Raw genomic sequence first — 26094 nt, 5'->3', positions numbered from 1 at the left:
GATGAGGCATGACTGAGCAGAAGTTGTCAGACACCTCTGCCGCTCCCAGCGTCGGGACGATGCGGGCGTCGGCCCCGTCCGACCTCGGCGATTCCGCGGGGCCGGTCGCTCCGGGGCCCGGGGCGGTCGCCGCGCTGTGGCCGCTGAGCCCGGACCAGGCCCGTCTCGACACGGGAGGCCTGCTGGGGCGGTGGCAGCGGCGCAACGCCGAGGACACGCTGCCGCACTGCGTGGACAACCTGCACCACGCCGGGAACATCGGCAACCTCCGAGCCGCCGCGGGCGAGTCGGACGCGGCGTTCGCCGGCATGTGGTTCGCCGACTCCGACGTCCACAAGACGTTGGAGGCCGCGGCCTGGGAGCTGGGCACCTCGTCCGGCGACGAGGCGCTGCGGTCGTTCGTGGAGGACACGGTCGCGTTGCTCGCCCGCGCCCAGCAGGCGGACGGCTACCTCAACTCCTACTTCACCGTCGTCGCGCCGGACGAGCGGTGGCGCAAGCCGGACTGGAGCCACGAGCTGTACTGCGCCGGCCATCTCTTCCAGGCGGCGGTGGCGGCGGCCCGCACCGGCGTGAGCCCCGCGCTGGTGGCCGTGGCCCGGCGGTTCGCGGACCTGCTGGTGGAGCGGTTCGGTCCGGGCGGTGTCGAGGAGGTCTGCGGGCATCCGGAGATCGAGACCGCGCTCGCCGAGCTGTACCGGCTGACCGGCCACCGGCCCTATCTGGACCTGGCGCGCCGGTTCCTCGACCTGCGCGGACGGGGGCTGCTCGGGCACGGGCGGTTCGGGCCCGCCTACTATCAGGACCACGTGCCCGTACGGGAGGCCCGCGAGGTCACCGGCCACGCCGTACGCCAGCTCTACCTGCTGGCCGGGATGGTCGACGTGGGCGCGGAGACGGGCGACCATGTGCTGCTGGACGCGGCCGAGCGACTGTGGGAGGACGCCGTCCACCGGCGCTCCTACGTGACCGGCGCGCACGGCTCGCGCCACCGCGAGGAGGCGTACGGCGACCCCTACGAGCTGCCGCCCGACCGGGCCTACGCCGAGACCTGCGCGGCGATCGCGAGCGTCCACGCGAACTGGCGGCTGCTGCTGGCCACCGGCCGGGCCCGCTACGCCGACGAGATGGAGCGGGCGCTGTACAACGCGGTCGCCGCCGCCGTGTCGTCCGACGGCAGGCACTTCTTCTACTCCAACCCCCTGCAGCTGCGCACGGGACACGCGAGCTCGGGTGAGGAGGCCGCGTCGCGCCGGCTGCCCTGGTATTCGTGCGCCTGCTGCCCGCCCAACATCGCCCGGCTGATGGCCTCGCTGCACGGCTATCTGGCCACCGCCCACGACGACGGCCTGCAGATCCACCTGTACGCCTCGGGCAGCGTGAACGCCGAGGTCGCGGGCGCCGCCGTACGGCTGGACGTGCGCACCGAATACCCCTGGCAGGGCCGGATCGAGCTGACCGTGACCTCCGAGACCGCCGCCACCTGGACGCTCGCGCTGCGCGTGCCGGCCTGGTGCGACGCGTACACGGTCCGTATCGACGGCGGCCCCGTGATGGCCCCCGCACGGGACGGCTACATCCGGCTCACCCGGGCCTGGGCGCCGGGCACGACGGTCGTCCTCGACCTGGAGATGCCGGTCCGGCAGGTGAGCGCGCATCCGCGAGTGGACGCGGTGCGGGGCTGCGTCGCCCTGGCGCGCGGCCCGCTCGTGTACTGCCTGGAGCAGGCCGACCTGCCGCCCGGCACGGTCCTGGAGGACGTGCGGCTCGACCCCGCCGCTCCGATCACATCAGGTCACCGCGAGGACCTGCCGGACATCCCGGTCGTGATCAACGCGGGCGGGCTGGTCGCCCGCACCGGCGACTCGCTGTACGCCACCGGGATCAGGCGGGAGCGGCCGGGCACGTCGTTCGCGCTCACGGCGGTGCCCTACTTCATGTGGGGCAACCGGAGCGAGGGCCCGATGCGGGTCTGGATCCCGGTCGCCGCCACGGAATGACCTCGCGGGCCGCAGCGTACGGCCCGCGGCGACAGAGGGACCGCTCGCGGCGCGCGCCGCCGAATTCGGGGCGGGCGGTCCCGGCTTCACCTCCTCTCCACCCCCCACCTGAGCACAGAAAGAGCGAGGTAAGTAGATGCGCAGACCCCGACGCGCGACCCTGTTGTCCGCGCTGGCCGTGTCGCTGGCCGTGTCACTGACCGGGGCGCTCGTCCCACTGGCGCCCGCCGAGGCGGCGGGCGCCACCCTGACGGTGAACGCGGCGCAGCCCTTCCGGCCCGTCACCCACGTCGCGGCCGGCGGTCTGTACGGCCTGGCGGAAAACAGCCGCCCGGCCGACTCCGCGCTGCTGCCGCTGAAGGTCAACTCGCTGACGCAGCCCGCCCCCGGCGTGGGCCAGAGGCCCAACGGCCAGCCGCCCGGCGGCGACTCGCTGCTCGTGGCGCCGCAGGCCATCCGCGTCGGGGCCGGGGAGTTCGTCCGGATGCCGGACATCTATCCGAACTTCCCCTACCAGTGGGTGAGCTGGGACGACTGGCTGGCCAAGGTGAACACGATGGTCCGGGCCAGGATCAACGCGACCTCGGTGACCAACGTCATCGGCTGGGAGCTGTGGAACGAGCCCGACTGGACGTGGAACACCTCCGCGGCCGGGTCGTTCAACGACGGGTGGACGCGCACCTACCGAGCGGTCCGGGCGCTGGACGCCACGACGCCGATCGTCGGCCCGAGCATCTCCTACTACAACCGCTCCTGGTTGTCGTCGTTCCTGAGCAGCGCCAAGGCCGCGGGCACACTGCCCGACGTCATCTGTTGGCACGAGCTGGGCGACCCCACCGCCATCGCCGCGCACATCGCCGACTACCGCTCCCTGGAGTCCTCGCTCGGCATCAGCCCACGGCGCATCGCGATCAACGAGTACGCCGCGACGAGCGAAGTTGACGTCCCCGGCCGCATCGCCAGCTACGTGGCCAAGTTCGAGCGCGCCGGCGTCGAGATGGCGCACCGGGCGTTCTGGTACGAATACGGCACCATGAACGGGCTGGTCGTCAACAACAGCCAGCCCACCGGCACCTGGTGGCTGTACAAGTGGTACGGCGACATGGCCGGCCGCATGGTCACCACCACCCCGGCCACCCAGACCGGGCTGGACGGCTTCGCCTCCTACGACTCCACCCGCAAGATCGTCAACGTGGTCTTCGGCAACGAGTCGGGCACCAACACGGTCCGTGTCACCGGCATCGGCGCGCTGGGCTCCTCGGTCCGGGTGACCCTGCAGTCGACCCCCGCGAACGGCCGGTTCACCGCCGTGACCGCGCCCACGACCATCTCCACGAGCACGTACGCCGTGAGCAATGGGCAGATCAGCGTGCCGGTGCCGAACATGTCGGCGACCAGCGCCTACAACCTGGTGATCCAGCCGGTCAGCGGCGTGCCGTCCTACCAGCAGCGCTACGAGGCGGAGAACGCGGCCGTCTTCCGCGCCCAGCGGCTGACCGGCTCCAGCGCGTCCGAGGGCGGCTACGTCGGGCGCATCGACAACAACAACGGTGATCACAACACGGACAGCTACGTCGACTTCGTGGTGAACGTGCCCACCGCCCGGGCGTACACGATGACCATCGGCTACGCCAACGCCACCGGGGCGACCGCCACGCAGGGGCTGGCGTACAACGGCGGCGCCTGGACGACGGTCAGCTATCCGCCCACCGCCGCCTGGGGCCAGTTCGGCGCCACGGTCAGCACCACGGTGAACCTGCGGGCGGGCTACAACATGATCCGCCTGGCCAAGGGGTCCCCCTCCTTCGGCGGCGGGACCGGCTATGCCGAGCTGGACTACATCCAGCTCACCTGAACCGACCTGAGCCGCCGCGCGGGTTCGCGCCCTGACCGTGTGGACCCGCGCCGGTGAACGAGATGACAGCGGCCGGACGCCGGCCGTCGAAAGGAAGAACGATATGAAAAGCCTCGACAGAGGCCGGCGCGCCGCCGGCCTGGGCCTGGTGGTCCTCGCCGTCGCGGGCGGTCTCACCGCGTGCTCCGGGTCGTCCGGCGACGACGCCGGCGCCTCCTCGGCGGGCGCGAGCCAGGCCGCCGCCGGGGGCGGGACCTACACGATCTGGGACCCCTACCCGCAGTTCGACGACTCCTCCGACTGGGTGAAGCTGCTCACGCAGTGCGGGACGCAGGCCGGAGTGACCGTCAAGCGGACCGGCTACGACACCACCGACCTGACCAACAAGGCGCTGCTGGCGGCCCAGCAGGGCAACTCGCCGGACGTGCTGATCGTGGACAACCCGGTCGTCTCGACGCTGGCGGAGGCGGGGGTGCTGACCTCGACCGACGAGACGAAGATCGACACCTCGACCGTCTCGCCTAACCTGCTGGCGGCGGGTCAGCTCGGCGGCAAGACGTACGGCATCCCGATCGGGGCCAACACCCTCGCCCTCTACTACAACAAGGGGGTGTTGAAGAAGGCCGGCGTGGACGCGGCCGCGGTGAAGGACTGGGCGTCGCTGACCGCCGCGCTGGAGAAGGTGAAGGCGGCGGGCAAGAAGGGCATCACGTTCTCGGCGATCGGCACCGAGGAGGGCAGCTTCCAGTTCCTGCCCTGGTTCTGGGGCTCCGGCGCGAACCTCACGAAGCTCGACTCCGCGGAGGGCGTGGCGGCGCTGTCGCTGTGGACCGACTGGGTGAAGAAGGGCTACGCCCCCACCTCGGTCATCAACAACACCCAGACCACGAGCTGGCAGGAGTTCGCGACCGGGGACTTCGCCTTCGGCGAGAACGGCACCTGGCAGTTGGCCAACGCCAAGAAGACCGGCTTCGACTACGGCATCATCCCGATCCCCGCCAAGGACGGCGGCACCGCCCCCGCCCCGACCGGCGGCGAGTTCGTCACCCTTCCCGTGCAGAAGGACGCCGCCCGCTACGTCGCCTCCCAGAAGCTGGTGACGTGCCTGGCCAGCACCGGAAACTCCTACACCACCGACACCACGCTGTCGTACATCGCGCCGACCGAGGAGGTGCAGGCCAAGCAGGTCGAGCAGAACGCCGAGCTGAAGGTGTGGGTGGAGGCGGTCAAGGCCGCTAAGGGCCGCACCAGCGACAACCTCGGCACGAAGTATCCGAAGATCTCCGAGCCCATGTGGAAGGCGATGCAGGCCGCGCTGAGCGGGTCGCAGCCGCCGCAGGAGGCCTTGACGGCAGCCCAGGCCACGGCGGCGAGCGCCGTCCAGTAGCGTCCGGGCCCGGGGCGTCGTCTCCGGGCCCGCCTCTGGTCGTCCAGATGAAGGAAAGCATGAAACACGCAACACAGACGCCGGCCCCGCCGACCGCGGCGGGCCGGCGGGAGCGGGCCCCGGCGTCACGGGCCGGAGGCGGCCGCCGCGCGTTCGCACGGCGATCGGGTCAGTGGGCCGCGTGGGCGTTCCTCGCGCCGGTGGTGGTCTACCTGCTCGCGTTCTACGTCTATCCGCTGTACCGCAACGTCGACCTGAGCCTGCGGAACTACACGGTGCGGTCGTTCGTGCAGGGGGACGCGCCGTTCACGGGGCTCGCCAACTACGCGAAGGTCGTCCGCGACGCCACCTTCGGGCCGGCGCTGTGGCACACGGTGGTGTTCACCGCGGTGTCGCTGGCCTTCCAGTTCACCATCGGGCTCGCCCTGGCCGTGTTCTTCACCCGGAACTTCCGGCTGTCGGCGACCCTGCGCGCGCTGTTCCTGGTGCCGTGGCTGCTGCCGCTGATCGTGTCGTCCTCGACCTGGTCGTGGATGCTCAACAGCGAGTCGGGCGTGGTCAACGCGGCGCTCGCGGCGGTGGGGATCGACCCGGTCAACTGGCTGACGTCCCCGGACTGGTCGCTGTGGTCGGTGACCATCGCCAACATCTGGATCGGGATCCCGTTCAACCTCGTCGTGCTGTACAGCGGCCTGCAGGCGATCCCGTCCCACATCCACGAGGCGGCGGCCCTGGACGGGGCGACCGGCTGGCAGCGGTTCTGGCGGGTGACGTTCCCGCTGCTGCGGCCGGTCTCGGCGATCACGCTGCTGCTCGGGCTGGTCTACACGCTGAAGGTGTTCGACATCATCTGGATCATGACGAAGGGCGGGCCGAGCGACGCGTCCACGACGCTGGCCACCTGGTCCTACCGGCTGGGCTTCGGCAACCTCCTGCCCTCCTTCGGGCCCGGCGCGGCGGTCGGCAACCTGCTGATCGTGATCGCGCTGGTCTTCGGCCTCGTCTACATCCGCGTGCAGCGACGGCAGGGGGCGGCATGACGCAGACCCGTCGCACCTGGTGGCGGACCGGCCTGGGCGTGGTGTTCACCGCGCTCATGCTGTTCCCGGTCTACTGGATGATCAACGTGTCGTTCACCCGCGACCAGGACATGCGCAAGTCGCCGCCGTACTGGTTCCCCGTCCACGGGACGCTGGAGGGGTACCGCGCGGTGCTGGAGCAGCAGGGGCCCTACCTCGCCACCAGCCTCGTGGTGGGGCTGGGCACCGTGGCCCTGACGCTGGTGATCGCGGCGCCCGCGGCCTACTCGCTGGCCAAGCTGCGCCCGCGTGGCGGCGGAGTGCTGAGCTTCGTGCTGCTGATCGCGCAGATGATCCCCGGCGTGATCATGGCGATGGGGTTCTACGCGATCTATCTGAGCACCGGAGTGCTGAACACCGTGCCGGGGCTGATCGTGGCCGACTCCACGCTGGCGGTGCCGTTCGCGGTGCTGATCTTCACCGCGTTCATGTCCGGCATTCCCGAGGAGCTGATGCAGGCGGCCCGGGTGGACGGTGCGGGCGCATTCCGCACGTTCTGGTCGGTCGTGCTGCCGGTCAGCCGCAACTCGGTCATCACCGTGTCGCTGTTCGCGTTCCTGTGGGCCTGGTCGGACTTCGTCTTCGCCAGCACTCTGGACCAGGGCGGCGGCCATCAGCCGATCACGCTGGGGATCTACCACTACATCGGCAACAACAACCAGGAGTGGAACGCCATCATGGCCACCGCCGTGGTCGCGTCCATCCCGGCCACCGTGCTGCTCGTCATCGCCCAGCGTTACGTCGCCGCGGGCGTCACCGCCGGCGCCGTCAAGGACTGAGGACTCTGGTGCGGGTATGGATCCCGCTCGCACCACAGGAGCGCTGACAGGGGCCACGGATCGTCCGTCGCCTCTGTAAGCACCACACGTCAGGGGATCCCGGGCCGGCCCCTGCCGTCCCGCCCCTCGGAGGAAGCGCCCCGCATCCCCAAGAACGCCGTCACCTGCGGCGCTCCAGTTATGTTAGCGCTAACATCTCGTGCCCGCAGCACCGGCCCGGGAGCCCTTCGAGACGACGCACAACGGATGTGAACGCCCCCTCGTTCACGCAACGCAAAGGAGTAGCACCCATGTCTCGAACGGCATTCTCCCCGGGAGGTGCTTCAGCCCCGCGCCGTGGCCGCGACCGGGTCCGGGGCGCATCCCGCCGCATGGGGGCCCTGGTGGCCGCGCTCACGAGTGCGGCCGCGGGAGCCGCCCTGTCCGCCACGCCCACGCCCACGCCCGCGGCCGCGGCCGCGGCGCCGGTCCCCGCGTCCACGCTCGTGGTGCAGGCCGACCAGCCTTTCCGCCCGGTCACGCATGTCGCGACGGGGTCCCTGTACGGCCTCGCCGACGACGCGACGCCCTCCGACGCCCTGGTCAAGGCCATCAAGCCGAACACCTTCGTCCAGATGGCCGTGGGCGGCAAGCAGCAGGCCAAGGGCGACGTGCTGGTGGTCGCCGACAAGGCGGCCAGAGCGGGTGCGAAGGTCGTGAACCGCCTGTCGGACTACTACGCGGGCTGGCCGTACAAGTTCAGCTGGGACACCTGGCCGGGCGTGGTGGAGCAACAGGTCAAGGCCGTCCAGGCGTCCGGAGCGACGAACATGGCGGCGTACGAGCTGTGGAACGAGTCGGACAACACCTGGCTCTCGTCCAACGGCACCTACGAGGACTTCTGGACGAAGACCTTCCGTCAGGTGCGGTCGCTCGACCCGACCACGCCGATCCAGGGCCCGAGCTTCTCCGACAACATCACCGACATGGAGAAGTTCCTGAGGAACGCGGTCGAGACCGACACGGTCCCCGACATCCTCGCCTGGCACGAACTGATCAACTCGGGCAAGATCGTGGGTGACCTCGCCAAGGTCAACGCCATCATGAAGGACCTCGGCATCAGCCCGCGCCCGATCGCGATCGAGGAGTACGCGGCGCCCTCCGAGGTCGGCATCCCGGGCTCCCTGGTGGGGTACATCGCGAAGTTCGAGCGATACGGCATCCATGACGCCGAGCTCGCGTTCTGGAACGGCTACGGCGCGCTCGGCGACCTGCTGACCGGCACCGGCGGAAGCCCGAACGGCGCCTACTGGCTCTACAAGTGGTACGCCGACATGAGCGGGGACATGGTCACCACCACCCCGCCCAACGCCACGACCGGCCTCGACGGCGCCGCCGCCGTGCCGAGCGACAAGAAGCAGGTCAGCGTGGTCTTCGGCGGCGGCAGCGGTGCCACCGCGGTCAAGGTCGACGGGCTGGACAAGCTCGACCTGGGCGGCACCGTCCACGCCACGCTCGAGTACACCCCGTCGTACGGGCGCACCAACCCCGTCGCCGGCCCGATCACCATCTCCGACACCGTCTACCAGGTGACCGACGGCTCCATCACCGTGCCGGTGGCGATGAGCTCCGCCGACGCCTACCACCTGGTGATCAGCGGCGCCGGTACGGCGACCGACCTCGAGAGCACCTATCGGATCACCAATCTCAACAGCGGGCTCGCGCTCGACACCCACGATGCGGGGACGTCGGCCGGGACCCTCGTGAACCAGGCCACCGTCGCGGGCGGCGCCACGCAGAAGTGGAAGCTGGTCTCCACCGGCTCCGGCCTGTACAAGGTCGTCAACGCGGCCAGTGGCCTGGTGCTCGGGGTGAAGGACGCCTCGTCCGGCAACGGCGCGTCCGCTGTCGTGGAGACCGACACCGGCGGCAACACCCAGCTCTGGCAGGTCGTCCCCGACGGGAAGGGCCACAACCAGCTCGTGAACTACGACACGGGTCTGGTGCTCGCCGTCGACGGCATGAGCAAGGACCCGGGCGGCCAGGTCGTGCAGTGGAGTGACACCACCGTCACGTCCTCCGGCATCGGCGGCACCCGGGTGGATGGCAAGCTCGGGAAGGCCGTCGCGCTGTCCGGAGCCAACCAGTACGTCAACGTGCCGCGAGGCGCGGTGAGCGGCGTCACGGGCGACTTCACGGTCTCGACGTGGGTCAACCCGGCCAAGAACACGACGTGGTCGCGCGTGTTCGACTTCGGCACCGGCGCGTCGAACTACATGTTCCTGACGCTCAACAAGAACACCGGGCTCCGCTTCGCCATCACGACCAGCGGCGCCGGCGGGGAGCAGCAGATCAGCTCCACGACGACGCTTCCGCTCAACACCTGGTCGCTGGTGACGGTGACCGTGTCCGGCACCACCGGCACCCTCTACGTCAACGACCAGGTCGCGGGCACCAACACCAACCTGACTCTGCACCCCTCCAGCCTCGGCACCACCACCCAGAACTGGATCGGCCGCTCGCAGTACTCGGGGGACCCCTACCTGGCCGCCGCGGTCGACGACTTCAACGTCTACAGCCGCGCGCTGACCGCGTCCGAGGTGTCCACCCTCGCGACCGGTCAGGCCGGCGCGGGCGACGTCCTGCGCTACACGTTCGACGAGAGCACGGGAACGGCCGTCGCGGACTCGTCGGGCAACGGACGCAACGCGACGGTCGTCGCCAGCCCGGCGCCCGCGACAGGCGACGCCGCCGTCCCCGACCATTTCTGGACCCTCGCGCCCTACCTGACGATCAAGGGCGTCTCGGTGGCCGACGGCGCCACCGTCTCCGGCACGCCGACCTTCACCGTCGACCTCGGCGGCACGGCGTCCGACGTGTCCTACACCTACATCGAGCTCAACCGCGACGGCGTCTGGCTGACCGACAACACCAAGGCGCCCGGCAGCCACAACGACGGGCTTCACCCCAACCTCGTCGTCGACACCACCGCCTACCCGAACGGCACCTACCAGCTCAAGATCGACGCGGTCGGCACGAACGGGCTGACCACCGAGCAGACCGTCTCCATCGTCATCGGCAACCCGCCGGCCTGGGCCGCCACCACCGTCTACGACACCGGTGACCAGGTGTCCTACCACGGATCGGTCTGGCGCGCCTCGTGGTGGACGAAGAACCAGACCCCCGGCGATCCGTACGGCCCGTGGCAGGAGATCGTGACCACGGCGGACGGCACCGCTGTCTGGACCCCGTCACGGATCTTCGTCGCCGGCGACCGGGCGGACTACCAGGGCGTCGTCTACCAGGCGAAGTGGTGGACCCGCAACCAGAAGCCAGGCGACCCGAACGGTCCCTGGAAGCGCGTCGGATAAACCCGGCCGATGTCGCCGGGCCGGGCGTCCTCCGGGCGCCCGGCCCTTCGACGTGCGGCACATCAACTCGTTTCTGGGGTTTCCGAACCTCGGTCGGCGGTGTGGCCGGAGACGGATCCGAGCTTGTCGGGGTTGCTGACCACGTAGATGTCACGCACCTGCTCCCCGCCCGCGTCGAGGTCGAGCACCATCACCGCGAGGGGCGCGTCCTCCGCGAAGATGACCACGGAGGGGTCGCCGTTGACCTGGCGGTGCCGGATGTCCACGCCGCCGCGCGCGTTGGCCACGACCACCCGGGCGACCTTGTCGCGGCCGCGGATCGGACGTGGACCGCCCACAGCCGACTTTCCTCCGCCGTCGGGCCACAGGACGACGTCGGGCGCGAGCATCTCCATCAGCGCGGGCAGGTCACCGCCGAACGCCGCCTCGACGAAGCGCTCGGTCACCTCCCGGTGCGTACGCCGGTCGACCCGGGCGCGTGGACGTCGCGCCTGTACGTGTTCGCGGGCCCGGTGGGCGAGCTGCCGGATCGCGGTCGGGCTGCGGTCCAGCATGGCGGCGATCTCGGTGTGCTGGTAGGCGAACACCTCGTGCAGGACGAACACGGCCCGCTCCAGCGGGGTGAGCGTCTCCAGGATCACCAGCAGCGCGATCGACACCGACTCCGCGCGTACGGCGGGCTCGGCGGCGTCGGGACCGGTGATCAGCGGTTCCGGCAGCCACGGGCCCAGGTAGGTCTCCTTGCGCCTGCGCAACGCGTTCTGGTGACCGAGGGCCTGGTTGACCGCGACACGCACCAGGTAGGCGCGGGGGTTGTCGATGCCGGCCACATCCCGCGCCGCCCACGCCAGCCAGGTCTCCTGAAGCACGTCCTCGGTGTCGCCGACCGTGCCGAGCATGTTGTAGACGATGGAGAACAACAACTCGCGGTGGCCGGCGAACACCTCGGAAGCGTCGGCCGCGGGGGTTTCACGCATCATGGGACTCCTTACCGCTACGGATACCGGATCAGCGCGTCGCGCGCAGCACCAGGGCGGGATCGAGCGCGAGCGTGGCGGCCGCCAGGCCGAGGAACACGATCGCCAGGTAGAACTGGGGCGAGAAGTCGCCGACGCGCAGATGGGTGTACAGGGCGCAGACGAAGTAGAGGACGAGGCCCGCGGCGGCGGCCGTGCCGACGAGGGGCACGCCGAGCAGCCCGAGCGCGAGTCCCAGCGCGCCCAGGGCCTTCAGCGCGCCGATCGGCCAGACCAGCCACGACTCCGGCACGCCGGCGCGGGCGAGCGCGGGGCCGAGGGTACGCATGATCGGCGCGAACCGGGTCATGGCCGCGAATCCGGAGAACGTGTTGAAGGCGATGGTCACCAGAGCGGTGACGACGTAGGCGGTCGGCATCGGAGGCTCATCCGTTCCGGAAGGCGGCGACGTGGTCGGCCACCCAGTCGGCGTACGTCCGTGCGGGACGGCCCAGGACCTTGTCCATCTCACCCGTCGGGGGATGCTGGTCGCGGCCGGCGTAGTGGTCGTACCTGGCCATCAGGGCACGCACGAACGGTTCGGGCAGCCCCATGCCGATCAGGTGCGCGGCGACGGCCCGCGATGGGACTTCCTCGAAGCGCAGGGGCCTGCCGAGCGCGGCGGCGATCACGTCCACCATCTCCTCGTGCGACAGCGACTCCGGCCCGGTGAGCTCCAACCGGCGGCCCGCCAGTGCGTGGGGGAGCAGTTCGTCGGTGAGCAGTGCGCGGGCCGCCACCTCGGCCAGATCCCGCTCGTCGAGCACGGACTCCCGGAAGCCCGCATGCACGTAGCGCACGACGTCTCCGGCGCGGATCTGGGCGCCCCACGCCTGCAGGGTGTTGCCGGCGAAGGCGCTGGCGCGCAGGCTGGTCCAGGCCAGGCCGCTGGCGACGGCCGCCTCCTCGGCCTCCTTGTTCCGGTCTCCCCGCCGGCGGGACGGCTGCAGGTCGAACGGGTCGTCGATGTTCATCGCCGACAGGGCCACCACTTTGCGCACGCCCCGCTCGGCGGCCAGCGCGAGGAGCCGGTCGGCGGAGTCGCCGAAGGTGCGCGAGTGCAGGAAGACCGCCTCGACGCCGGCGAAGTGCTCGGCCGTCGTGCCGGGCCGGGCCGGATCGCCCTGGACGACCTCCACCCCGTGCGGCAGGGCCGCGTCGCGCGGGGAGCGGCTCACGGCGCGTACGCGGGCGCCTTCTGTGACGAGTCGCTGGACGACGAGACGCCCGATGGCGCCGGTCGCGCCGGTGATGAGGATCATGGTTTTCGCCTACGTCCGGTCAGCGCGGGTTGGTGGGCAGGAAGTGATGGGCCTGCTCGGCGGCCCACTGGGCGAACGTGCGCGGCGGACGGCCGACGACCTGCTCCACGTGGTCGGTCAAAGTGGTGGCGTACTCGTTGGGCGTGCCGTACATCCGCAGCAGGCTCTCCACCAGGTCCGCCTCGTCGGCTCCCGCGGCCTCGGCGAACGCGCGGAAGAGGGACAGCGGCGGACGCCGGCCCGGCACGCTCCACTCGCGGCGCACCTGGTCAGGGGTGAGCTCCTCGAACCGCAGGTCACGGCCGGTCGCCTCGGCGATGATCGCGACCATCCGCCGTGGGGTGAGCACCTCGGGGCCGGTGAGGTGGTAGGACCTGCCGCCGTGACCGTCCTGCGTCAGCACGGCCGCCGCGACGGCGCCGATGTCGTACTCGTCGACCGGCGGGCTCTGGCGATCGCCGTACGGCTCACGCACCCGCCCGGTGGTCCGCAGCGACTCGCCCCAGTCGTTCAGGAAGTTGGCCATGAACTGCATCGGCCGCAGGAAGGTCCACTCCAGGCCGCTCGCCCTTACGGCCGGCTCCAGCGTGCCCTCCTGCCAGCCGCCCAGGACGGTGGCCTTGCCGACCCCGGCCCGTTCCGCGAGAGCGACGATGTCGCGTCCGTTGGCGAGAGGCCGGTAGCCGACACCGAAATTGATCAGGTGGACGGCGGTGACGCCGTCGAAGGCCGCCTCCAGGCCGGCGGCGTCGGTGAGGTCACCCGCCGCCACCTCCACGCCGTACGGCAGGACGGCCCGGCCGGGGTCGCGGGTCAGCGCCCGCACCTTCCGGCCCTGCTCCAGTAGATGCCGGACGACCTGCCGGCCGACGGTGCCGGTGGCTCCGGTGACGAGAACGGTCATGCCGAGGTGCTCCTTGTCGCCGTGGATCACGCCGTCCCGCCCGCTGTGCGCGTACGGGAACGGTCACGCCTCCTAAGAGGACCGGCGGGGAGCGAAGTGTGACGTCGCGGGCGGCGACCACGCTCAGATGTTCGCGTGTTCTCGACCACCGGATCGCGCAACGGGGCCCGTTAGCGTCTCGATCACGTTTCTCGATCCCGGGAGGTTGCATGAGCTGGTTGAGGAGACGGCTGGCCACGATCGCCGCCATCACGCTCACAGCGCCCGTCGTGGCCGTCGTCCTGGCCGCTCCAGCGAGCGCCACGTCCTATTTCACCTGCTCGCCGGAGGACTACCACATCAACTACTCGACTGGTCACTGGGAGTGGTACACGTACCAGTACAGCGAGGTGATCGACGTGCCGCAGCACATCGGGTATTACGTCTACCGGCGCCATTACGATCACTGGACCTACTGGTACATGCTCAACCCGGTGACGGGTGCCCCCGTTCTCGTCGACAACCATCAGGCTCTGACGTGCACGACCTCCTGACCCTGGAAAGGCGCTACGAGGTCTCGGCTAGGGCAGTTCGCGGCGCACCAGAGCTGTGGAGAAGGCTTCTCCGGTTCTCCGGGCGTACGCCATCCGTGCGCGCACCTCGCCGAGCGAGCGTGGGCGGTAACCAGGGCCCCCACAACAACTCTTGTGAAAGCGGACACCCGCGTGCAGCAGCACCGAGAGCGTCCGCCAGCCTGCCCTGTCCCTACGGCGCGGCGCCGCGAAGGCGGAGCCGACATGGACAAGCGGCTGGGCGCATCGAGGGCAGAGCCGCTCGTCGAGGCCCAGACCTGGAAACGGCTGCTTGTACGAGGCTCGGCACGGCAAGCAGACGAAGGAGGTCTTTCCATGGGCCATACGGCCAGAGTAGGCCGATCACTCGGCATGGGCGACAGGATTTGAGCCGCCTCGCAAGAGCCCCGGGCTGTTCCAGGCGGAGCCACGCGGGTCAGGCGGGTCGGTCCGCCGACGCGACCGGCGGGAGGGGCAGCGGGCGGTCGAGAAGGAACGTCATGAGCAGGTCGCGGTAGAGGTCAGGGCGGCCGTTGGCGATCGAATGTCCGGCGCCGCGCACGTAGACGAGGGTCGACTCGGGCAGCGTGCGCCGGTACTCGTAGGTGACCGCCCATTTCAGGTAGTCGCACTCGCCGCGCACGATGAGTGTGGGCACATGGACGGTCCGCAGTTCCGGACGCGGGTCGGGGACGGTGGCGGCGTCGCCGGACGTCATCTGGTTGGTGTAGAAGCCGGGCGGGTTGCCGTGGACGAGGGCGGGCGGGCTTCCGGGGCATCCGGTGGCGTCCTTGGCCGTGATCAGCAGTTCGCGGAAGTACGCGTCGGCCTCGGCGTCGGGCACGAGTGCGTGCGCGGCAGCCGGGTTGACCTGGAGCAGGAGCGCTTGGAGGAGGAACCGGGGATTGGAAGTCAGCTCGTCGGCGCGTTCGGCCTGGGCCGGGGGGAGACGGTCCCAGGGACCGCCCGTCCCGTCGGGGAAGGCCGGTTCCCAGATCGCGCCCGGTGAGGTGAGCACGGCTTTGGCGACGTGGCTGGGATGGGCGGCCATGTATGCCGCGGAGAGGGTCCCGCCCCATGACCTGCCCACGAGGATGACCTTCTCTGCGTGTATCGCACGGCGGATCGCCTCCAGATCGGCGACGTGCCGGGCGACGGTGTAGCCGCTCACGTCGGCCAGCCGGGTGGAGCGGCCGGCGCCGAGCTGATCATAGGCGTAAACGTCGAAACCGGCCGCAGCCAGCTCCCACCCGGCCTCCGGGACGCCCTCTCCGGGGGTCCCCGGGCCGCCGTGCAAGAAGATCACGGGTGTCGGGCGCGGCTTGCCGGACGCGGCGATCTTCACGTAGGCGATGCGGGATCCCGTGGGCAGGTCCCAGTGGGAGACGCCGGGCGGGGCCGCGGCCGTCGGCGGCACGGGGAAGGGGCGCATCACCGCGAGGGCCGCGGGCCCGGCCGTCACGAGCACGACGCCGGCGACGTACGGCCACAGCGCCCGCGGGCTGCCGAGCCGCCTTGTCGCGGCCCGCCCGAACACCCAGGCGGTCGCCGCCGCCGCAACGACGCCGGCCGCGGAGAACACCATCACGGCCGGGACGACGGCGGCTGTCCCGACGAAGGCCGCCGTCCCGGCCACGGCCGCCGCGATCACCCCGGCGAGCGACAACGCGCCGCCGGACAACAGGTTGGATCTCATGCGAGCCACGCTAGGAAGCCGAACCCCCGTCGACCTCCTCCCGCGGAACCGTCGTCACCCCCGCCGTACGGCGGGGGTCAGCGCCTGCCCGGGCGGATCAGGCCGGTCTCGTATGCCGCGATGGTCGCCTGGAGGCGGTCGCGGACGCCGAGCTTGGCGAGGATCACCGCGACGTGGTCCTTGACGGTCGAGGGGCTGATCCGGAGAACCTCGCCGATCTCGGCGTTGGTGAGACCGCGGGCGACATGCGTCAGCACCTCGGTCTCGCGCCGGGTGAGCGTCCCGAGGACGGCGGCGTCACGAGGTTCCGGCTCGGACGCGAACCGATCGATGAGGCGTCGGGTGACCCCCGGGTCGAGGAGCGCGTCTCCCGAGGCCACCACCCGGACCGCGTCGGCGACCCGCTCCGGCTCGGCATCCTTGAGCAGGAATCCGCCGGCGCCGGCCCTCAGCGCCGAGAACACGTACTCGTCGAGGCCGAACGTCGTCAGCACCACCACCCGCGTGCCCGGCGCTTCTGCTCCGATCCGGGCGGTCGCCCGCAACCCGTCGAGGCCCGGCATCCGGATGTCCATGAGCGCCACATCGGGCCGCAGCGACACGGCCAGCGCCACGGCGGCCTCCCCATCCGCGGCCTGGCCCACGACGCTCAGATCGGGTTCGGCGTTCAGGACCGCGGCGATGCCCGCCCGCACCACCGCCTGGTCGTCGGCGACCGTCACCCTGATCAAGGGAGCACCTCCGGAAGCCACACCCTCACCGTCCCGTCCCCGGCGTCCGAGACGCTACCTCCCGCCGCGTCGGCCAGCGCGCGAACCCGCCGATCCCCGCCCGCGGCGGCGGAAGGCCCCGAGACCGCGACGCCGTCGGCGCGGCAGGTCAGGGTGATCTCCCGCTCATCCCGTGTGCAGCCGCGCAGCAGCAACTCGGCCACTCTGAACGCGGCGACCTCCACGCTGGGGGACGCTTCGCGGCGGGCTCTGGCGTACCGGACGGTGCCCTGGTGCCGCGCGGCGAGCAGGGCGATTCCATCGATGGTCGGGGGCGGGTCGTCGCCGCTCTGGCGGCGCAGCTCGCCGAGCGACTCCCTGAGCGCGGCCAGCCCGGCCCTGGCCTCGGCCAGCACAGTGTCCAGCCGGCCCGCGTCCGCCGCGGTCACGATGGCCCTGGCATGGCGCAGGGACGTACGGCGCAGGCCCGCCGCCAGCCGGTTCCGCTCCGCCAGCACGACCGTCGCCGTCTCGCGGCCGAGCAGATCCCGCTCCCAAGCCACGGCCGCATGGCGCCGCGCACGCCTTGACCCCACCGCCAGGCCGAGCGCCCACGCCACCGCCGACGGGATCGCGACGCCCAGGGCCAGCACCGCCCACGCGGCCGCCCGGTCTCCCACGATCCCCGGTCCGCACGCCAGAGCAAGCCCGCCTATCGCCCCCACAGCCGCCGTGGCGAGAGCCCCCCACCGCCGGCGTGCGCGAGGGCCGTACGCGCTGTGAGGGCCGTACGCGCCCAACGCGTAGAGCAGCGCCAGCTCGACCCACAGGCACCACAGGAACAGGTCCCCTGCGGGCTGCTTCGTCCAGCCGGCGAGTCCGGCGGCGAGCAGGACCGGGTAGACCGACAACGCCGCCGCCAGGCTGAGAAGCGGCGCCCGCCTGCGCAGGCCGAGCGGCAGGGCGTGCGCGAAGAAGAGCGGCACCAGCAGGGCGGCCTCTCCGGGGAGGCTCTCGGGCGTGTCGGTCGTCAACAGGCTCGTACCGATGGACAGCGCCACCGCGAGGATCGCAAGCGCGGCGTCGGACGCCTGCCGGCCACGCCACTCGTACGACCTCGACGCCTGGCCCTCGTCAGGGGTGAGCGGGAGTTCGGCGCGCACGGCCCATCCCCGGTCATCCGGCCCCGCGGACAGGAACCCTCCGCAGCCGGCCACCGCCGTCCTGAGCCCGGCGAGCCCGTATCCACCACCCAGTTCACGTGCCACGTTCGCGTTGTCCGCGACCGGCTCGCCAGGATCGTTGACGATCGTGACGACCAGGCGGCCGGGCTCGCGGTCGACGCCGACCCGTACGGCGCCTCCCGGTGCGTACCGCAGGGCGTTGGTCAGCGCCTCGCGGACCACTCGGCATGCGACGGCGGCGATCTCAGGCGGGGCGCTCCCGGCTGTTCTGACGTAGGTGAGACGCGGCTCTGGCCACGCGGTGGCCAACGCGTCCACGTCGGCGAGATCGGCCGAGCCGATACCGGTGCCGCTGGTGGTCAGCCGCTCCAGTTCCTGGGTGGCCAGGCGGCCGGTCTCAGCGGCATACCGGGCCGCCTCCGCCACGAGAGCCGGGTCGGCGAGACGCAAGGCGGAGGCGGCGCCGACCGCGATGCCGGTGAGTCTGTGGGCGGCGGTGTCGTGAAGTTCGGCGGCGATCCGGTGCCGCTCGGCCTCGGCGGCCACGCCCGGCACATCGGGCGCGGCCGAGCGGAAGGCGGCCGCGGCCCGGCGTGTCGCCCGGCCGCGCCGCCGCGCCCTGCCCAGGGCCCAGATAACCGCGGCGAGTCCGGCGGCCAGCAGTGTCACGCCGGTGACGGACCTGGGTGACTCCCCGAGGACGCTCGCCGTTCCCGCCGTCAGCACCAACGCGACCACGACGCCCCCGGCGGCCACCCCTGCCGTCTGCCGCAGAGCCAGGCCGTACAGCGCCATGGTCACGATGAGCGGCACAACCCACCACAGCCAGCCCGACAGCACGCCGAGCAAGCCTAACGATTCCGCACGTGACAGCACAGACGGGGCGGGTGCCCTCTTCGCCCCAGCCCGCCCGATGGAAGGTCCCGCGTGCTTTCGGCCCAGGTGGCGGCGGACCGGATCAGATCGCTGCTCCCTAGCGCTGCTTGAGGCGCTGCGCTTCCTTGCGCACCTCGGCCTGAACCGACCGCTCGCGCTTCAGCCACTCGGGGTCCTCCGCCTTGATGGCGTCGATCTCGGCGGTGGTGAGCGGCCCGGTGATGCCGCCCCTGGCCAGGCCCGAGTTGGAGACGCCCAGCTTCACGGCGACGACCTGCCTGGGGTGCGGCCCGTTGCGCCGCAGATCGGCCAGCCACGCCGGCGGATTGGCCTGCAGCGCGTTCAGCTCATCCCTGGAGACGACTCCCTCCTGGAACTCGGCGGGAGTGGCCGAGAGGAGCACACCCAGCTTCTTGGCCGCGGTCGCGGGCTTCATCGTCTGAGTGGTCTTGAGCTTGGCCATGGTGTCAAGGGTACGGCGCTAAGCCGCTTCCCCTGACATCGGTACCCTGAGGAGGTGACCGACAGGGAGTTCCGGCTGGCTTACGTGCCTGGGGTGACGCCCGCCAAATGGGCCAACGTCTGGGCCGAGCGTGTGCCCGACGTGCCACTCACCCTGGTCTCCGTTGCCGCCGCCGAGGCGGTGAAGTTCCTGCACGACGGCGGCGCCGACGCCGGGTTCGTGCGGTTGCCCGTGGACCGTGATGGGCTCAGCGTGATTCCTCTCTATGTCGAGACCACCGTGGTCGTGGTGCCGAAGGATCACATGGTGGCCGCCGCCGACGAGGTGACTGTCGCCGATCTCGCCGACGACGAGGTGTTCCATCCGATGGACGACACCCTTGAGTGGACGGCCCTGCCGGGGCTGCCGGCTTTCACGCGCCCGGACACGACGGCGGAGGCGATCCGGCTGGTGGCGGCGGGGGCAGGGCTGTTGCTGGTCCCGCAGTCGCTGGCGCGCCTGCATCACCGCAAGGATCTGACCTATCGGCCGGTCGTGGAGACGCCGCAGTCGCAGATCGCGCTGGCCTGGCCCACGAAGGCGACGACCGAACTGGTAGAGGACTTCATCGGCATTGTCCGTGGGCGTACGGTGAACAGTTCGCGGGGCCGCACTCCCGCGCCTGCCCCGGAGAAGGCGCGGAAGCAGCCGCGGAGTCCCGCTCCGGGCGGGTCGGGTCGCCGGGGCGCGCAAACCGGCCGGAGCAGGAAGGGCCGCCGTCCCCGCTGAACCGCGTACCCGTCAGAAATCGTCGCAGGGTGCCTGACCTGTGGACCGACTTGATGCGACGGTACGGGCAAGATCGGTTCTTGGGGCTTTCCGTCTCCTGTATCTGATCGCGCTCCGGGTGTTCGGCCGGCTGGTGCTGCTGGGCCGAAGCGAGGCTTCCAAGGATGCCGAGATCATGGTGCTCCGGCAGAGGTGGCGGTGGTGCGGTGTCAGGTCGCCCGGCCGAAGCCGGACCGGGCGGACCGGGCGGTCCTGGCCGCGCTGGCCGCGCTGGCGCGGCTCCTGCCAAGTTGCGCTGGAGCAACGCCGGGCATCCGCCGCCCCTGCTGGTCACCCCTGACGGGCATGCCCGCTACCTGGAACTAAGACAGGACCTGCTGCTTGGGCTCCGCCTGGGTGTCGAATCGACCAGGCGCGACGCCGTCGAGCCGATGCCGGCTGGGAGCATCCTCGTGCTCTACACCGACGGCCTCGTCGAAAGTCCCGGCAGTGATCTGGCCACCGGACTGGCCCGGCTGCGGGGGCAGGCCGCGGCCATAGCCCACCTCCCGCTGGAGGACGTGTGCGACGAGATCGTGCGGAATGCGACTCATCCAGGCGGATAGCGGCGGGGTATGCGTAGCACGCCTCACGTGTGCTAGGTTGAACGCAGTTGCAGTTGTGGTACCCATAATGAACTTGTGTGCACCTGACGGTATGTGGCCTCAGGTGCATTTTTTTGTTTGCCGGTCTTCTCCGGTGTGGGCCTATCGCGGCAACGCGGAATTCGTGACAGTGCGGATTTCGGCTACGCCTATCAAGAGGAGATCGACATGGCTTCTGGCACCGTGAAGTGGTTCAACGCGGAAAAGGGCTTCGGCTTCATTGAGCAGGACGGCGGCGGCGCCGACGTCTTCGCACACTACTCGAATATCATCTCTCAGGGCGGCTACCGCGAGCTGCGCGATGGCCAGAGGGTGGCCTTCGATGTCACCCAGGGCCAGAAGGGCCCTCAGGCCGAAAACATCGTTCCCGCCTGACGAATAGCGCCACGTATCAGGGCTCGCACCTTCACGGGTGCGGGCCCTGATACGTTTCCGGCTGCTGCATCGCTGCTGCACGAGAATCGGCCGCCTTGCGATGCATCCACCTGGATCCACGCTCGCGACGGGCAGCATTTGTCAGACACTCCCTAGTGTCCGGCCGGGGTGGTCGCGCGCGTTGTTGATGCGCAGCGCCTCGGCGAGCTGGTCTTCCAAGACGATGATTCGGCAGGCGGCTTCCACAGGAGTGCCCTGATCGACGAGCTCCCGGGCGCGCGCCGCCAGCCGCAGCTGGTAGCGGGAGTAGCGGCGATGGCCACCGCTGGAGCGTTTCGGCTCGATCAGTTTCGCGGTGCCCAGAGCCCGTAGGAACGCGGGGCTGACACCGAGCATCTCCGCGGCCGCGCCCATGCTGTAGGCGGGGTAGTCCTCATCGTCGAACCGGTCTTCGGCCCTGTCTCCAGCCCCGGAGCCGGCCGTGTCCGCAGTCCTGCCGTGAGCGAGTGTGTCATCCTCGGCAGCCGAGCAAGGTTGATCCATACATTCCTTCCATCACGCGCACAGGGGGCCCCGGCACCTGTCGCGCCGGGGCCCCGAAGAGTTCAACACCATCTACCGGCCATCTGGCCGGCTCATTGTTTTCCGCGTCCGCCGTACTGAGCGGCGGTGGTGCGGGGATCGCGGATGCGTGACCGTAGACCACCTTCCTATCTGTGGAACTGCGGTACCCGAGCGGCGAGACTCAGCCGGCTACGGGCGATCCTGATGGCGTCAACACTCCCTTCATCTCTTCTTTCCGGACCACTGTCCGGCTTCACCTGCGGCAGTGCGTCCACGATCAAGGCCTCTGAACACTGCACTGGCCCGTCACGTCCGACCTTCTGCCATCAACTTCCTACTTCGTCTTGCTCCGGGCAGTTCATCGTGGTGCTAGTACTTCCGCCGCCCGGCCGAACCGTTCCTTACGATGTGAGAAACACTAGCCCCAGCGGCCACGAATGTCTACTGTCGCGAGTACAGATTTCCGGTGTCCGGCACGGCAGGCTTCCGGCGACACCGTTGACGAGCGGGAACGCCGCCAACGCCGGACCTCGTTCCTGCCGCCCTCGCCTCCCTCTGCCGATGGGCGGTCCGCCACGACCGACTGCAGGCGAACCCAATGGACCGGATCCCCACCGTCATGGAAGGCGCTGCCCCGCCCCGCCGCGGCGGCCGATATCGGCAAGGTGCTGGTGCGATCTGCACCCGGCGGCTCCGAAAGGACGTGCCGCTGGATCGGATGCGCGACCGGGTGCGGTCCGAGACCGCCTACGTCGGCGGCGCCCGCGCCTCCGAGGTGTGCAGGTTGTACGTGGAGGACCTAGACCTGCGCCTGGACGACCAGCACATGCGCATCCACGGCAAGGGCGGCAGCGTGCGCGGATATCCACCAGGTGCGCCACGCCCAGGCCACCGAACTGATCAACGGCCCTGGCACTCGGCGCGACGATCACCCGGAGTCGGAGCGCTCCTGCCAGAGGCGTGGTTTGACGCTCATCAGCGCGAGAGTCGAGCGCTGCGGTTCATACCTCATTCCAGTTGTCGAGGATGATGACAGGCGCATCTTCCACATCCAGCCATTCGGCTTCGATGCCCATTCCTGTGGATGCCTCGATGAAGGCGAATGCCGCGCTGCGCTTGCCGCGGTAATCCTCTGGGCCGAGGCGGTCGAACATGGTGCGGAATTCGGCAAGGATGCTCGGATCGCCCTCCTGGACGGTGTGCTCGGCGAAGACGAAGTTGCGCATCCGCGCCCTGATCCTGCCATCGGCCGCGTAAAGGATCGTGTACCCCCCGTTGAAGTGCCAGGTCGTCATCCAAACGCGTGCCTCTTTGCTGAGTTCGTCGAGGATGTAGTCGGGCGTGGCGAAGCCGTAGGAGAACTCAAGGAAGCGCCCCAGGCTCCTTCGCCCTCGTAGACGAAGAGCACGGGCAGGAAATGTTCGCCGGCCTCCTCTACGGGATACTCCATGATGCGTTCTTCGGGATCGCGGCCTCCGTTCAGCCGCCACAGGAGATCGCTCACGGTGATCTCTTCGTTGAGGGGTTGCACTACGGTCCAGCAGAGTCCGTCCTCAAGCCACTGCTGCTTGTTGAAGAGATTGCGGTAGTGATCGATCACGAGATGATTGTCGCGGAGGCTGCCAGGAGTGGAATACCCCTTCAGCTCCTCCAAGAGTTGCGGTAAGGAACCCGACACGGGCTCGGCTATCCTCCCCGAATGCGTGTGGCAGCTACGCTGTTTGCCCGGGTTGGTCGGCGTTCTCGCCGCTCGCCGGAGGCGATACGAGCCTCCCAACGGCGAAGGGCAGTGCCCTGCCGCTTGGGACACCTCGGACCGAGCGCGGCACCACGTGGGACGCGAAACTGCGGGGCCTCGGCCAGGACCCGGCGGACCTGTTGGAGGGGCCGGATTGTCGAGGTCTTTCGCCACACCTCCGGCTGCTGTATCCGAGCCGGAGAAGCTGCTTTGGGTCTCGCAACCTCGCGAGCCATACCGAGTCGTGACTACACCTGCGACTGCGAGGCCGTGCTCTATGAGCTGATCTCCTGTGATGGCATCTATCAGATTCACAAGGTTGTGCAGTCGGACCCGCCCGAGCATTCCTACGCGGGTGGCTGGCGGTCTGGCGAGGCTCGTCTCTGGTGGCATTCGGTCCTGCTGGGGCGAGTGCGCCAGCAGATGGAGACCCTGCCCCTGCTTCTGCTTCTGCTTCTGCCTGTATAGCGGAGCTACTTGTCCATAACTAGCCGGGCGTCCCGTCGCGCTCGCTTCTTCCGGCGAGGCGCTGGGCCTGCCCGTTGTGTACATCGCTTACCCACTCCCAGCCGGGCTTGGCCGATGGGCCGATCCGCGGGTCGCTGGGAACATGGGCGTCACGTAAGGCGTGCACGTACGCCCGATCCTGGTCGATCCGTGCGTGTACCTGATCAGCTTCGCCGACTGACCCGTGGCCGGGGACGAGGACGTCGACGTCGCCCGCCACGCCATCGAGCAGCCGCAGCGCTGCGAGGTAGTCCTCGATCGGGTCAGCGGTGTCGTTCGAGTCGAGCATCGGAATCAAGACGTCGGAGAGCATGTCGCCGGCGACGAGAACCCCGCGTTCTTCGATGAACAGCGCCGCATGGCCCGGTGCATGCGCTTGATGCTCGATGATCCGGACTTGAGGGCCATCCCATGGAATCTGCGCCGTCTCGGCGGGCAGGGCGGTGATCTGGCCGAGAAGGTCCAGCGGGACCTGCTCGGCGATGCCCGTCGAGAGCAGGTGGGCGGTGATGCGGGCCTTCGCACCCGGGTCGGACAGCTGATCTCGGACAGTGGCCGCGCAGCGGGCCGTGCCGTAACGAGGGGCCGCACCGAGTTGGGCGTGCCAGAGTAGGTGATCCCAATGAGGATGCGTCGAGAAGCCGGCCACAACGGTCTGGCCCGAATGGGACAGGTCGTTCGCAAGGCAGGCCATTTCGTGGTCCTGCACCCCGGGGTCGATGAGCAACACGCCGGCGCGGCCTTGCACGACAATGGCGTTGCTCTGGAGGAACTCGCTCTCGTGGATCAGCACACCGTCCGCGACCTGCCTCAGCACGGTGGCCCCTTCCGCTTGTGATTTGCAACCGCTCGTCGAGACGGTAGTACCGGGCGGTGGCATATTGCAAGCAGTACGGGCGAAGCGAATGAGCCGCGGTCGGGGCGCCCGATCAACGCCGCCATCGAGATGTTCGGCGATCGCTGGAGCCTGATCGTCCTCCGCGACATCGTCTTCGGGAACCGCCGATATTTTCGAGAGCTGCAGGCCAACTCAATCGAGGGGATCGCCTCGAATATTCTCGCCACCGACTCAAGCGAATCGTCGAGCCGGGACTGCTCACCCGTGAGGACACGCGACCCGGCCGGCGGGCGCGCTGCAGCCTGACCGAACCCGCGATCCAACTCGTATCCGTGTTCGCGCAGCTCGCAGCTGGGGACTTCGCCACCGGCCCACGGGCTCCGCGCTGCGCATTCGCGCCGAGCCGCTCGAGCAAGGCGGGCCCCGCGCTCTGGCAAGAGTTCATGGACGAGCTTCGCCGCGAGCACCTTGGCCCCGAATCCCCAGCGCGATCACCGAGCGTTCTCGAGCGCCTGAACGCGGCCTACCTCGCTGCCGCCCTCGGCGCAGGAGCGGCGCTGAGAAGCGTCGCCGAGCCCGCTCGATGACGGGATATCTCGTAAGACCCGCCCGGGCCGCGTCGCTATACCTACAGGGCTGTAGCCATCACGCGTGCGTGCGGACCGCGCTCGTTCTTGCGATCATCGGCGCATGGACTGGAAGACTATGAGTGCAACTCTGCTGCCCCTGCTGGGGGTGCTGCTTGGGACGTGCGGCACGCTGCTTGGCCAATATCTGGGCACTCGCGTGGACTCCAAACGTCTAGCAAACGAGAAGCGGATAGCAGAACGCGCTGAGCAAAAATCTGCCATCCTGTCATTTCTTGAAGCAGCTCAGCGCGTAGAAATGATCCTTGACAGGCAAGTCGAGTGCGGCGTTTCGACTGTTTCGTCAAATACGGAAGAAGCCCTTCATCAGCTGTGGCTTGCCAAAAAGAGTGTCGAACTCTTTTGTTCGCCTAGCATGGCTCAGAATGCGCACAACTACACTCGCGCTTTGCATATCAGTCTGAGGAGACCTGCGGATGTCATCGACCCGGCCGTGAAGCGGCAGTATCGCTATCTCATGATGGAATCCGCCAGGAACGACCTAGGTGTTACCGGAGATCCTCTTCTACGCGAGGATTCCCCAAGACAAATACCTGCGTCAGATGAAGCCTAGACGTGCGGCATGGCTCCCTCGACAGACTTGAGTAATCCGATGGGCCGGGGCTGAGGAACGAAGTCCCGGACCTTCGATCGCCCGGACGGCGGCCCGATCGACTCGCGGCAGGACTGGGGGGAGTGAAAGGAACTGCTCCGGCTGGCCGAGGTCGAGAAGGACGCCAGGGTCCACGACGCCCGGCACACGGCGGCGACGCTGCTCCTGGAGCAGGGGATAGACATGCGGGTCGTTCAGGTGATCCTCGGCCACTCCCAGCTCACCACGACGAAGCGCTACACCCACCTCACCGAGAACCTGGCCGGCGACGCCATGGCGCGGATGGGCCGGGCACTGAGGGACGACTGA

At 69.6% G+C, this 26094-nt stretch carries 24 protein-coding genes; 12 read left to right on the top strand and 12 right to left on the bottom strand.

The features are described 5' to 3' along the window. Positions 1-8 precede the first annotated feature (8 nt). The 6 genes from FH610_RS26125 to FH610_RS26100 all read left to right on the top strand — a co-directional run bounded on the left by FH610_RS26125 (position 9) and on the right by FH610_RS26100 (position 10450). Positions 9-2000: a glycoside hydrolase family 127 protein gene (locus FH610_RS26125; protein WP_205826069.1), complete on the top strand. Its 1992-nt coding sequence runs from the start codon at positions 9-11 to the stop codon at positions 1998-2000. 136 nt (positions 2001-2136) lie between these two features. After that, positions 2137-3855, top strand: a complete 1719-nt coding sequence (locus FH610_RS26120) for a carbohydrate-binding protein (protein ID WP_205826068.1) — start codon at positions 2137-2139, stop codon at positions 3853-3855. A gap of 103 nt (positions 3856-3958) precedes the next feature. After that, positions 3959-5242, top strand: coding sequence for a sugar ABC transporter substrate-binding protein (locus FH610_RS26115; RefSeq protein ID WP_139577469.1), 1284 nt, complete (start codon positions 3959-3961; stop codon positions 5240-5242). Between the two features lie 59 nt (positions 5243-5301). After that, positions 5302-6282 (top strand): carbohydrate ABC transporter permease, encoded by a 981-nt coding sequence (locus tag FH610_RS26110; RefSeq protein ID WP_139577468.1) that lies wholly within the window; start codon positions 5302-5304, stop codon positions 6280-6282. Next, positions 6279-7100 (top strand): carbohydrate ABC transporter permease, encoded by an 822-nt coding sequence (locus FH610_RS26105; RefSeq protein WP_139577467.1) that lies wholly within the window; start codon positions 6279-6281, stop codon positions 7098-7100. Before FH610_RS26110 ends, FH610_RS26105 begins: the two co-directional genes overlap by 4 nt. Positions 7101-7390: 290 nt before the next feature. After that, entirely contained in the window at positions 7391-10450 is a 3060-nt protein-coding gene (locus FH610_RS26100; RefSeq protein ID WP_139577466.1) for a LamG-like jellyroll fold domain-containing protein, read from the top strand. Between the two features lie 62 nt (positions 10451-10512). Here FH610_RS26100 and sigJ read toward each other — a convergent pair whose 3' ends face one another. Genes sigJ through FH610_RS26080 form a run of 4 tightly spaced genes read right to left on the bottom strand, consistent with a single transcriptional unit; the run spans position 10513 to position 13632 of the window. Next, positions 10513-11430 (bottom strand): RNA polymerase sigma factor SigJ, encoded by a 918-nt coding sequence (sigJ, locus tag FH610_RS26095; protein ID WP_139577465.1) that lies wholly within the window; start codon positions 11428-11430, stop codon positions 10513-10515. A 28-nt stretch (positions 11431-11458) separates the two neighbouring features. Then, complete coding sequence (locus FH610_RS26090) at positions 11459-11845, bottom strand: DoxX family protein (protein ID WP_139577464.1); 387 nt, start codon at positions 11843-11845, stop codon at positions 11459-11461. 7 nt (positions 11846-11852) lie between these two features. Continuing rightward, on the bottom strand, positions 11853-12728 hold the full coding sequence (locus FH610_RS26085; RefSeq protein WP_139577463.1) for an NAD(P)H-binding protein: 876 nt from the start codon (positions 12726-12728) through the stop codon (positions 11853-11855). Positions 12729-12747: 19 nt separating this feature from the next. After that, the gene (locus FH610_RS26080) at positions 12748-13632 is read right to left on the bottom strand and encodes an SDR family oxidoreductase (RefSeq protein WP_139577462.1); all 885 of its coding nucleotides are present in this window, start codon (positions 13630-13632) and stop codon (positions 12748-12750) included. Positions 13633-13841: 209 nt separating this feature from the next. Here FH610_RS26080 and FH610_RS26075 point away from each other — a divergent pair, with 209 nt between their 5' ends. Next, positions 13842-14165, top strand: a complete 324-nt coding sequence (locus tag FH610_RS26075) for a hypothetical protein (RefSeq protein ID WP_139577461.1) — start codon at positions 13842-13844, stop codon at positions 14163-14165. A gap of 454 nt (positions 14166-14619) precedes the next feature. Here FH610_RS26075 and FH610_RS26065 read toward each other — a convergent pair whose 3' ends face one another. The 4 genes from FH610_RS26065 to FH610_RS26050 all read right to left on the bottom strand — a co-directional run bounded on the left by FH610_RS26065 (position 14620) and on the right by FH610_RS26050 (position 19112). Further along, positions 14620-15879, bottom strand: coding sequence for an alpha/beta hydrolase (locus FH610_RS26065; protein ID WP_139577459.1), 1260 nt, complete (start codon positions 15877-15879; stop codon positions 14620-14622). Between the two features lie 77 nt (positions 15880-15956). Continuing rightward, positions 15957-16610, bottom strand: coding sequence for a response regulator (locus FH610_RS26060; RefSeq protein ID WP_205826067.1), 654 nt, complete (start codon positions 16608-16610; stop codon positions 15957-15959). Next, positions 16607-18613 (bottom strand): sensor histidine kinase, encoded by a 2007-nt coding sequence (locus FH610_RS26055; RefSeq protein ID WP_139577458.1) that lies wholly within the window; start codon positions 18611-18613, stop codon positions 16607-16609. The genes FH610_RS26060 and FH610_RS26055 overlap by 4 nt, the downstream gene beginning before the upstream one ends. 133 nt (positions 18614-18746) lie before the next feature. Then, positions 18747-19112, bottom strand: a complete 366-nt coding sequence (locus FH610_RS26050; protein WP_139577457.1) for a DUF5997 family protein — start codon at positions 19110-19112, stop codon at positions 18747-18749. Between the two features lie 54 nt (positions 19113-19166). Here FH610_RS26050 and FH610_RS26045 point away from each other — a divergent pair, with 54 nt between their 5' ends. From FH610_RS26045 to FH610_RS26035, 3 genes are all read left to right on the top strand, one after another. Then, positions 19167-19880 carry a LysR family substrate-binding domain-containing protein gene (locus FH610_RS26045; protein WP_240809201.1) on the top strand — a complete coding sequence of 238 codons (714 nt, stop codon included), beginning with the start codon at positions 19167-19169 and terminating at the stop codon, positions 19878-19880. A gap of 290 nt (positions 19881-20170) precedes the next feature. Beyond that, positions 20171-20485 (top strand): PP2C family protein-serine/threonine phosphatase, encoded by a 315-nt coding sequence (locus FH610_RS26040; RefSeq protein ID WP_205826066.1) that lies wholly within the window; start codon positions 20171-20173, stop codon positions 20483-20485. 207 nt (positions 20486-20692) lie between these two features. Beyond that, positions 20693-20899 (top strand): cold-shock protein, encoded by a 207-nt coding sequence (locus tag FH610_RS26035; protein ID WP_036324202.1) that lies wholly within the window; start codon positions 20693-20695, stop codon positions 20897-20899. A gap of 141 nt (positions 20900-21040) precedes the next feature. Here the strand turns inward: FH610_RS26035 and FH610_RS26030 are convergent, their stop codons facing one another. From FH610_RS26030 to FH610_RS26015, 4 genes are all read right to left on the bottom strand, one after another. Beyond that, a complete protein-coding gene (locus FH610_RS26030) occupies positions 21041-21313 on the bottom strand; it encodes a helix-turn-helix domain-containing protein (RefSeq protein WP_205826086.1) in 273 nt (90 codons plus the stop codon). 1151 nt (positions 21314-22464) lie between these two features. After that, entirely contained in the window at positions 22465-22758 is a 294-nt protein-coding gene (locus FH610_RS44655; RefSeq protein ID WP_240809200.1) for a hypothetical protein, read from the bottom strand. Continuing rightward, complete coding sequence (locus FH610_RS44650; protein WP_240809199.1) at positions 22755-23063, bottom strand: hypothetical protein; 309 nt, start codon at positions 23061-23063, stop codon at positions 22755-22757. Before FH610_RS44650 ends, FH610_RS44655 begins: the two co-directional genes overlap by 4 nt. A 625-nt stretch (positions 23064-23688) precedes the next feature. Beyond that, positions 23689-24525 (bottom strand): MBL fold metallo-hydrolase, encoded by an 837-nt coding sequence (locus FH610_RS26015; RefSeq protein WP_139577454.1) that lies wholly within the window; start codon positions 24523-24525, stop codon positions 23689-23691. 711 nt (positions 24526-25236) lie between these two features. On the opposite strand from FH610_RS26015, the gene FH610_RS26005 reads away from it, so the two are divergent. Both FH610_RS26005 and FH610_RS26000 read left to right on the top strand, forming a co-directional pair. After that, positions 25237-25746, top strand: a complete 510-nt coding sequence (locus FH610_RS26005) for a hypothetical protein (protein WP_139577453.1) — start codon at positions 25237-25239, stop codon at positions 25744-25746. Between the two features lie 132 nt (positions 25747-25878). Then, positions 25879-26094, top strand: coding sequence for a tyrosine-type recombinase/integrase (locus tag FH610_RS26000; RefSeq protein WP_205826085.1), 216 nt, complete (start codon positions 25879-25881; stop codon positions 26092-26094).

It is taken from the genome of Microbispora catharanthi (genome assembly GCF_006334915.2).
Lineage (GTDB): Bacteria > Actinomycetota > Actinomycetes > Streptosporangiales > Streptosporangiaceae > Microbispora > Microbispora catharanthi.
The sequence above is the reverse complement of the archived record's forward strand: the minus strand, read 5'-3'. Positions and strand labels throughout refer to the sequence as shown.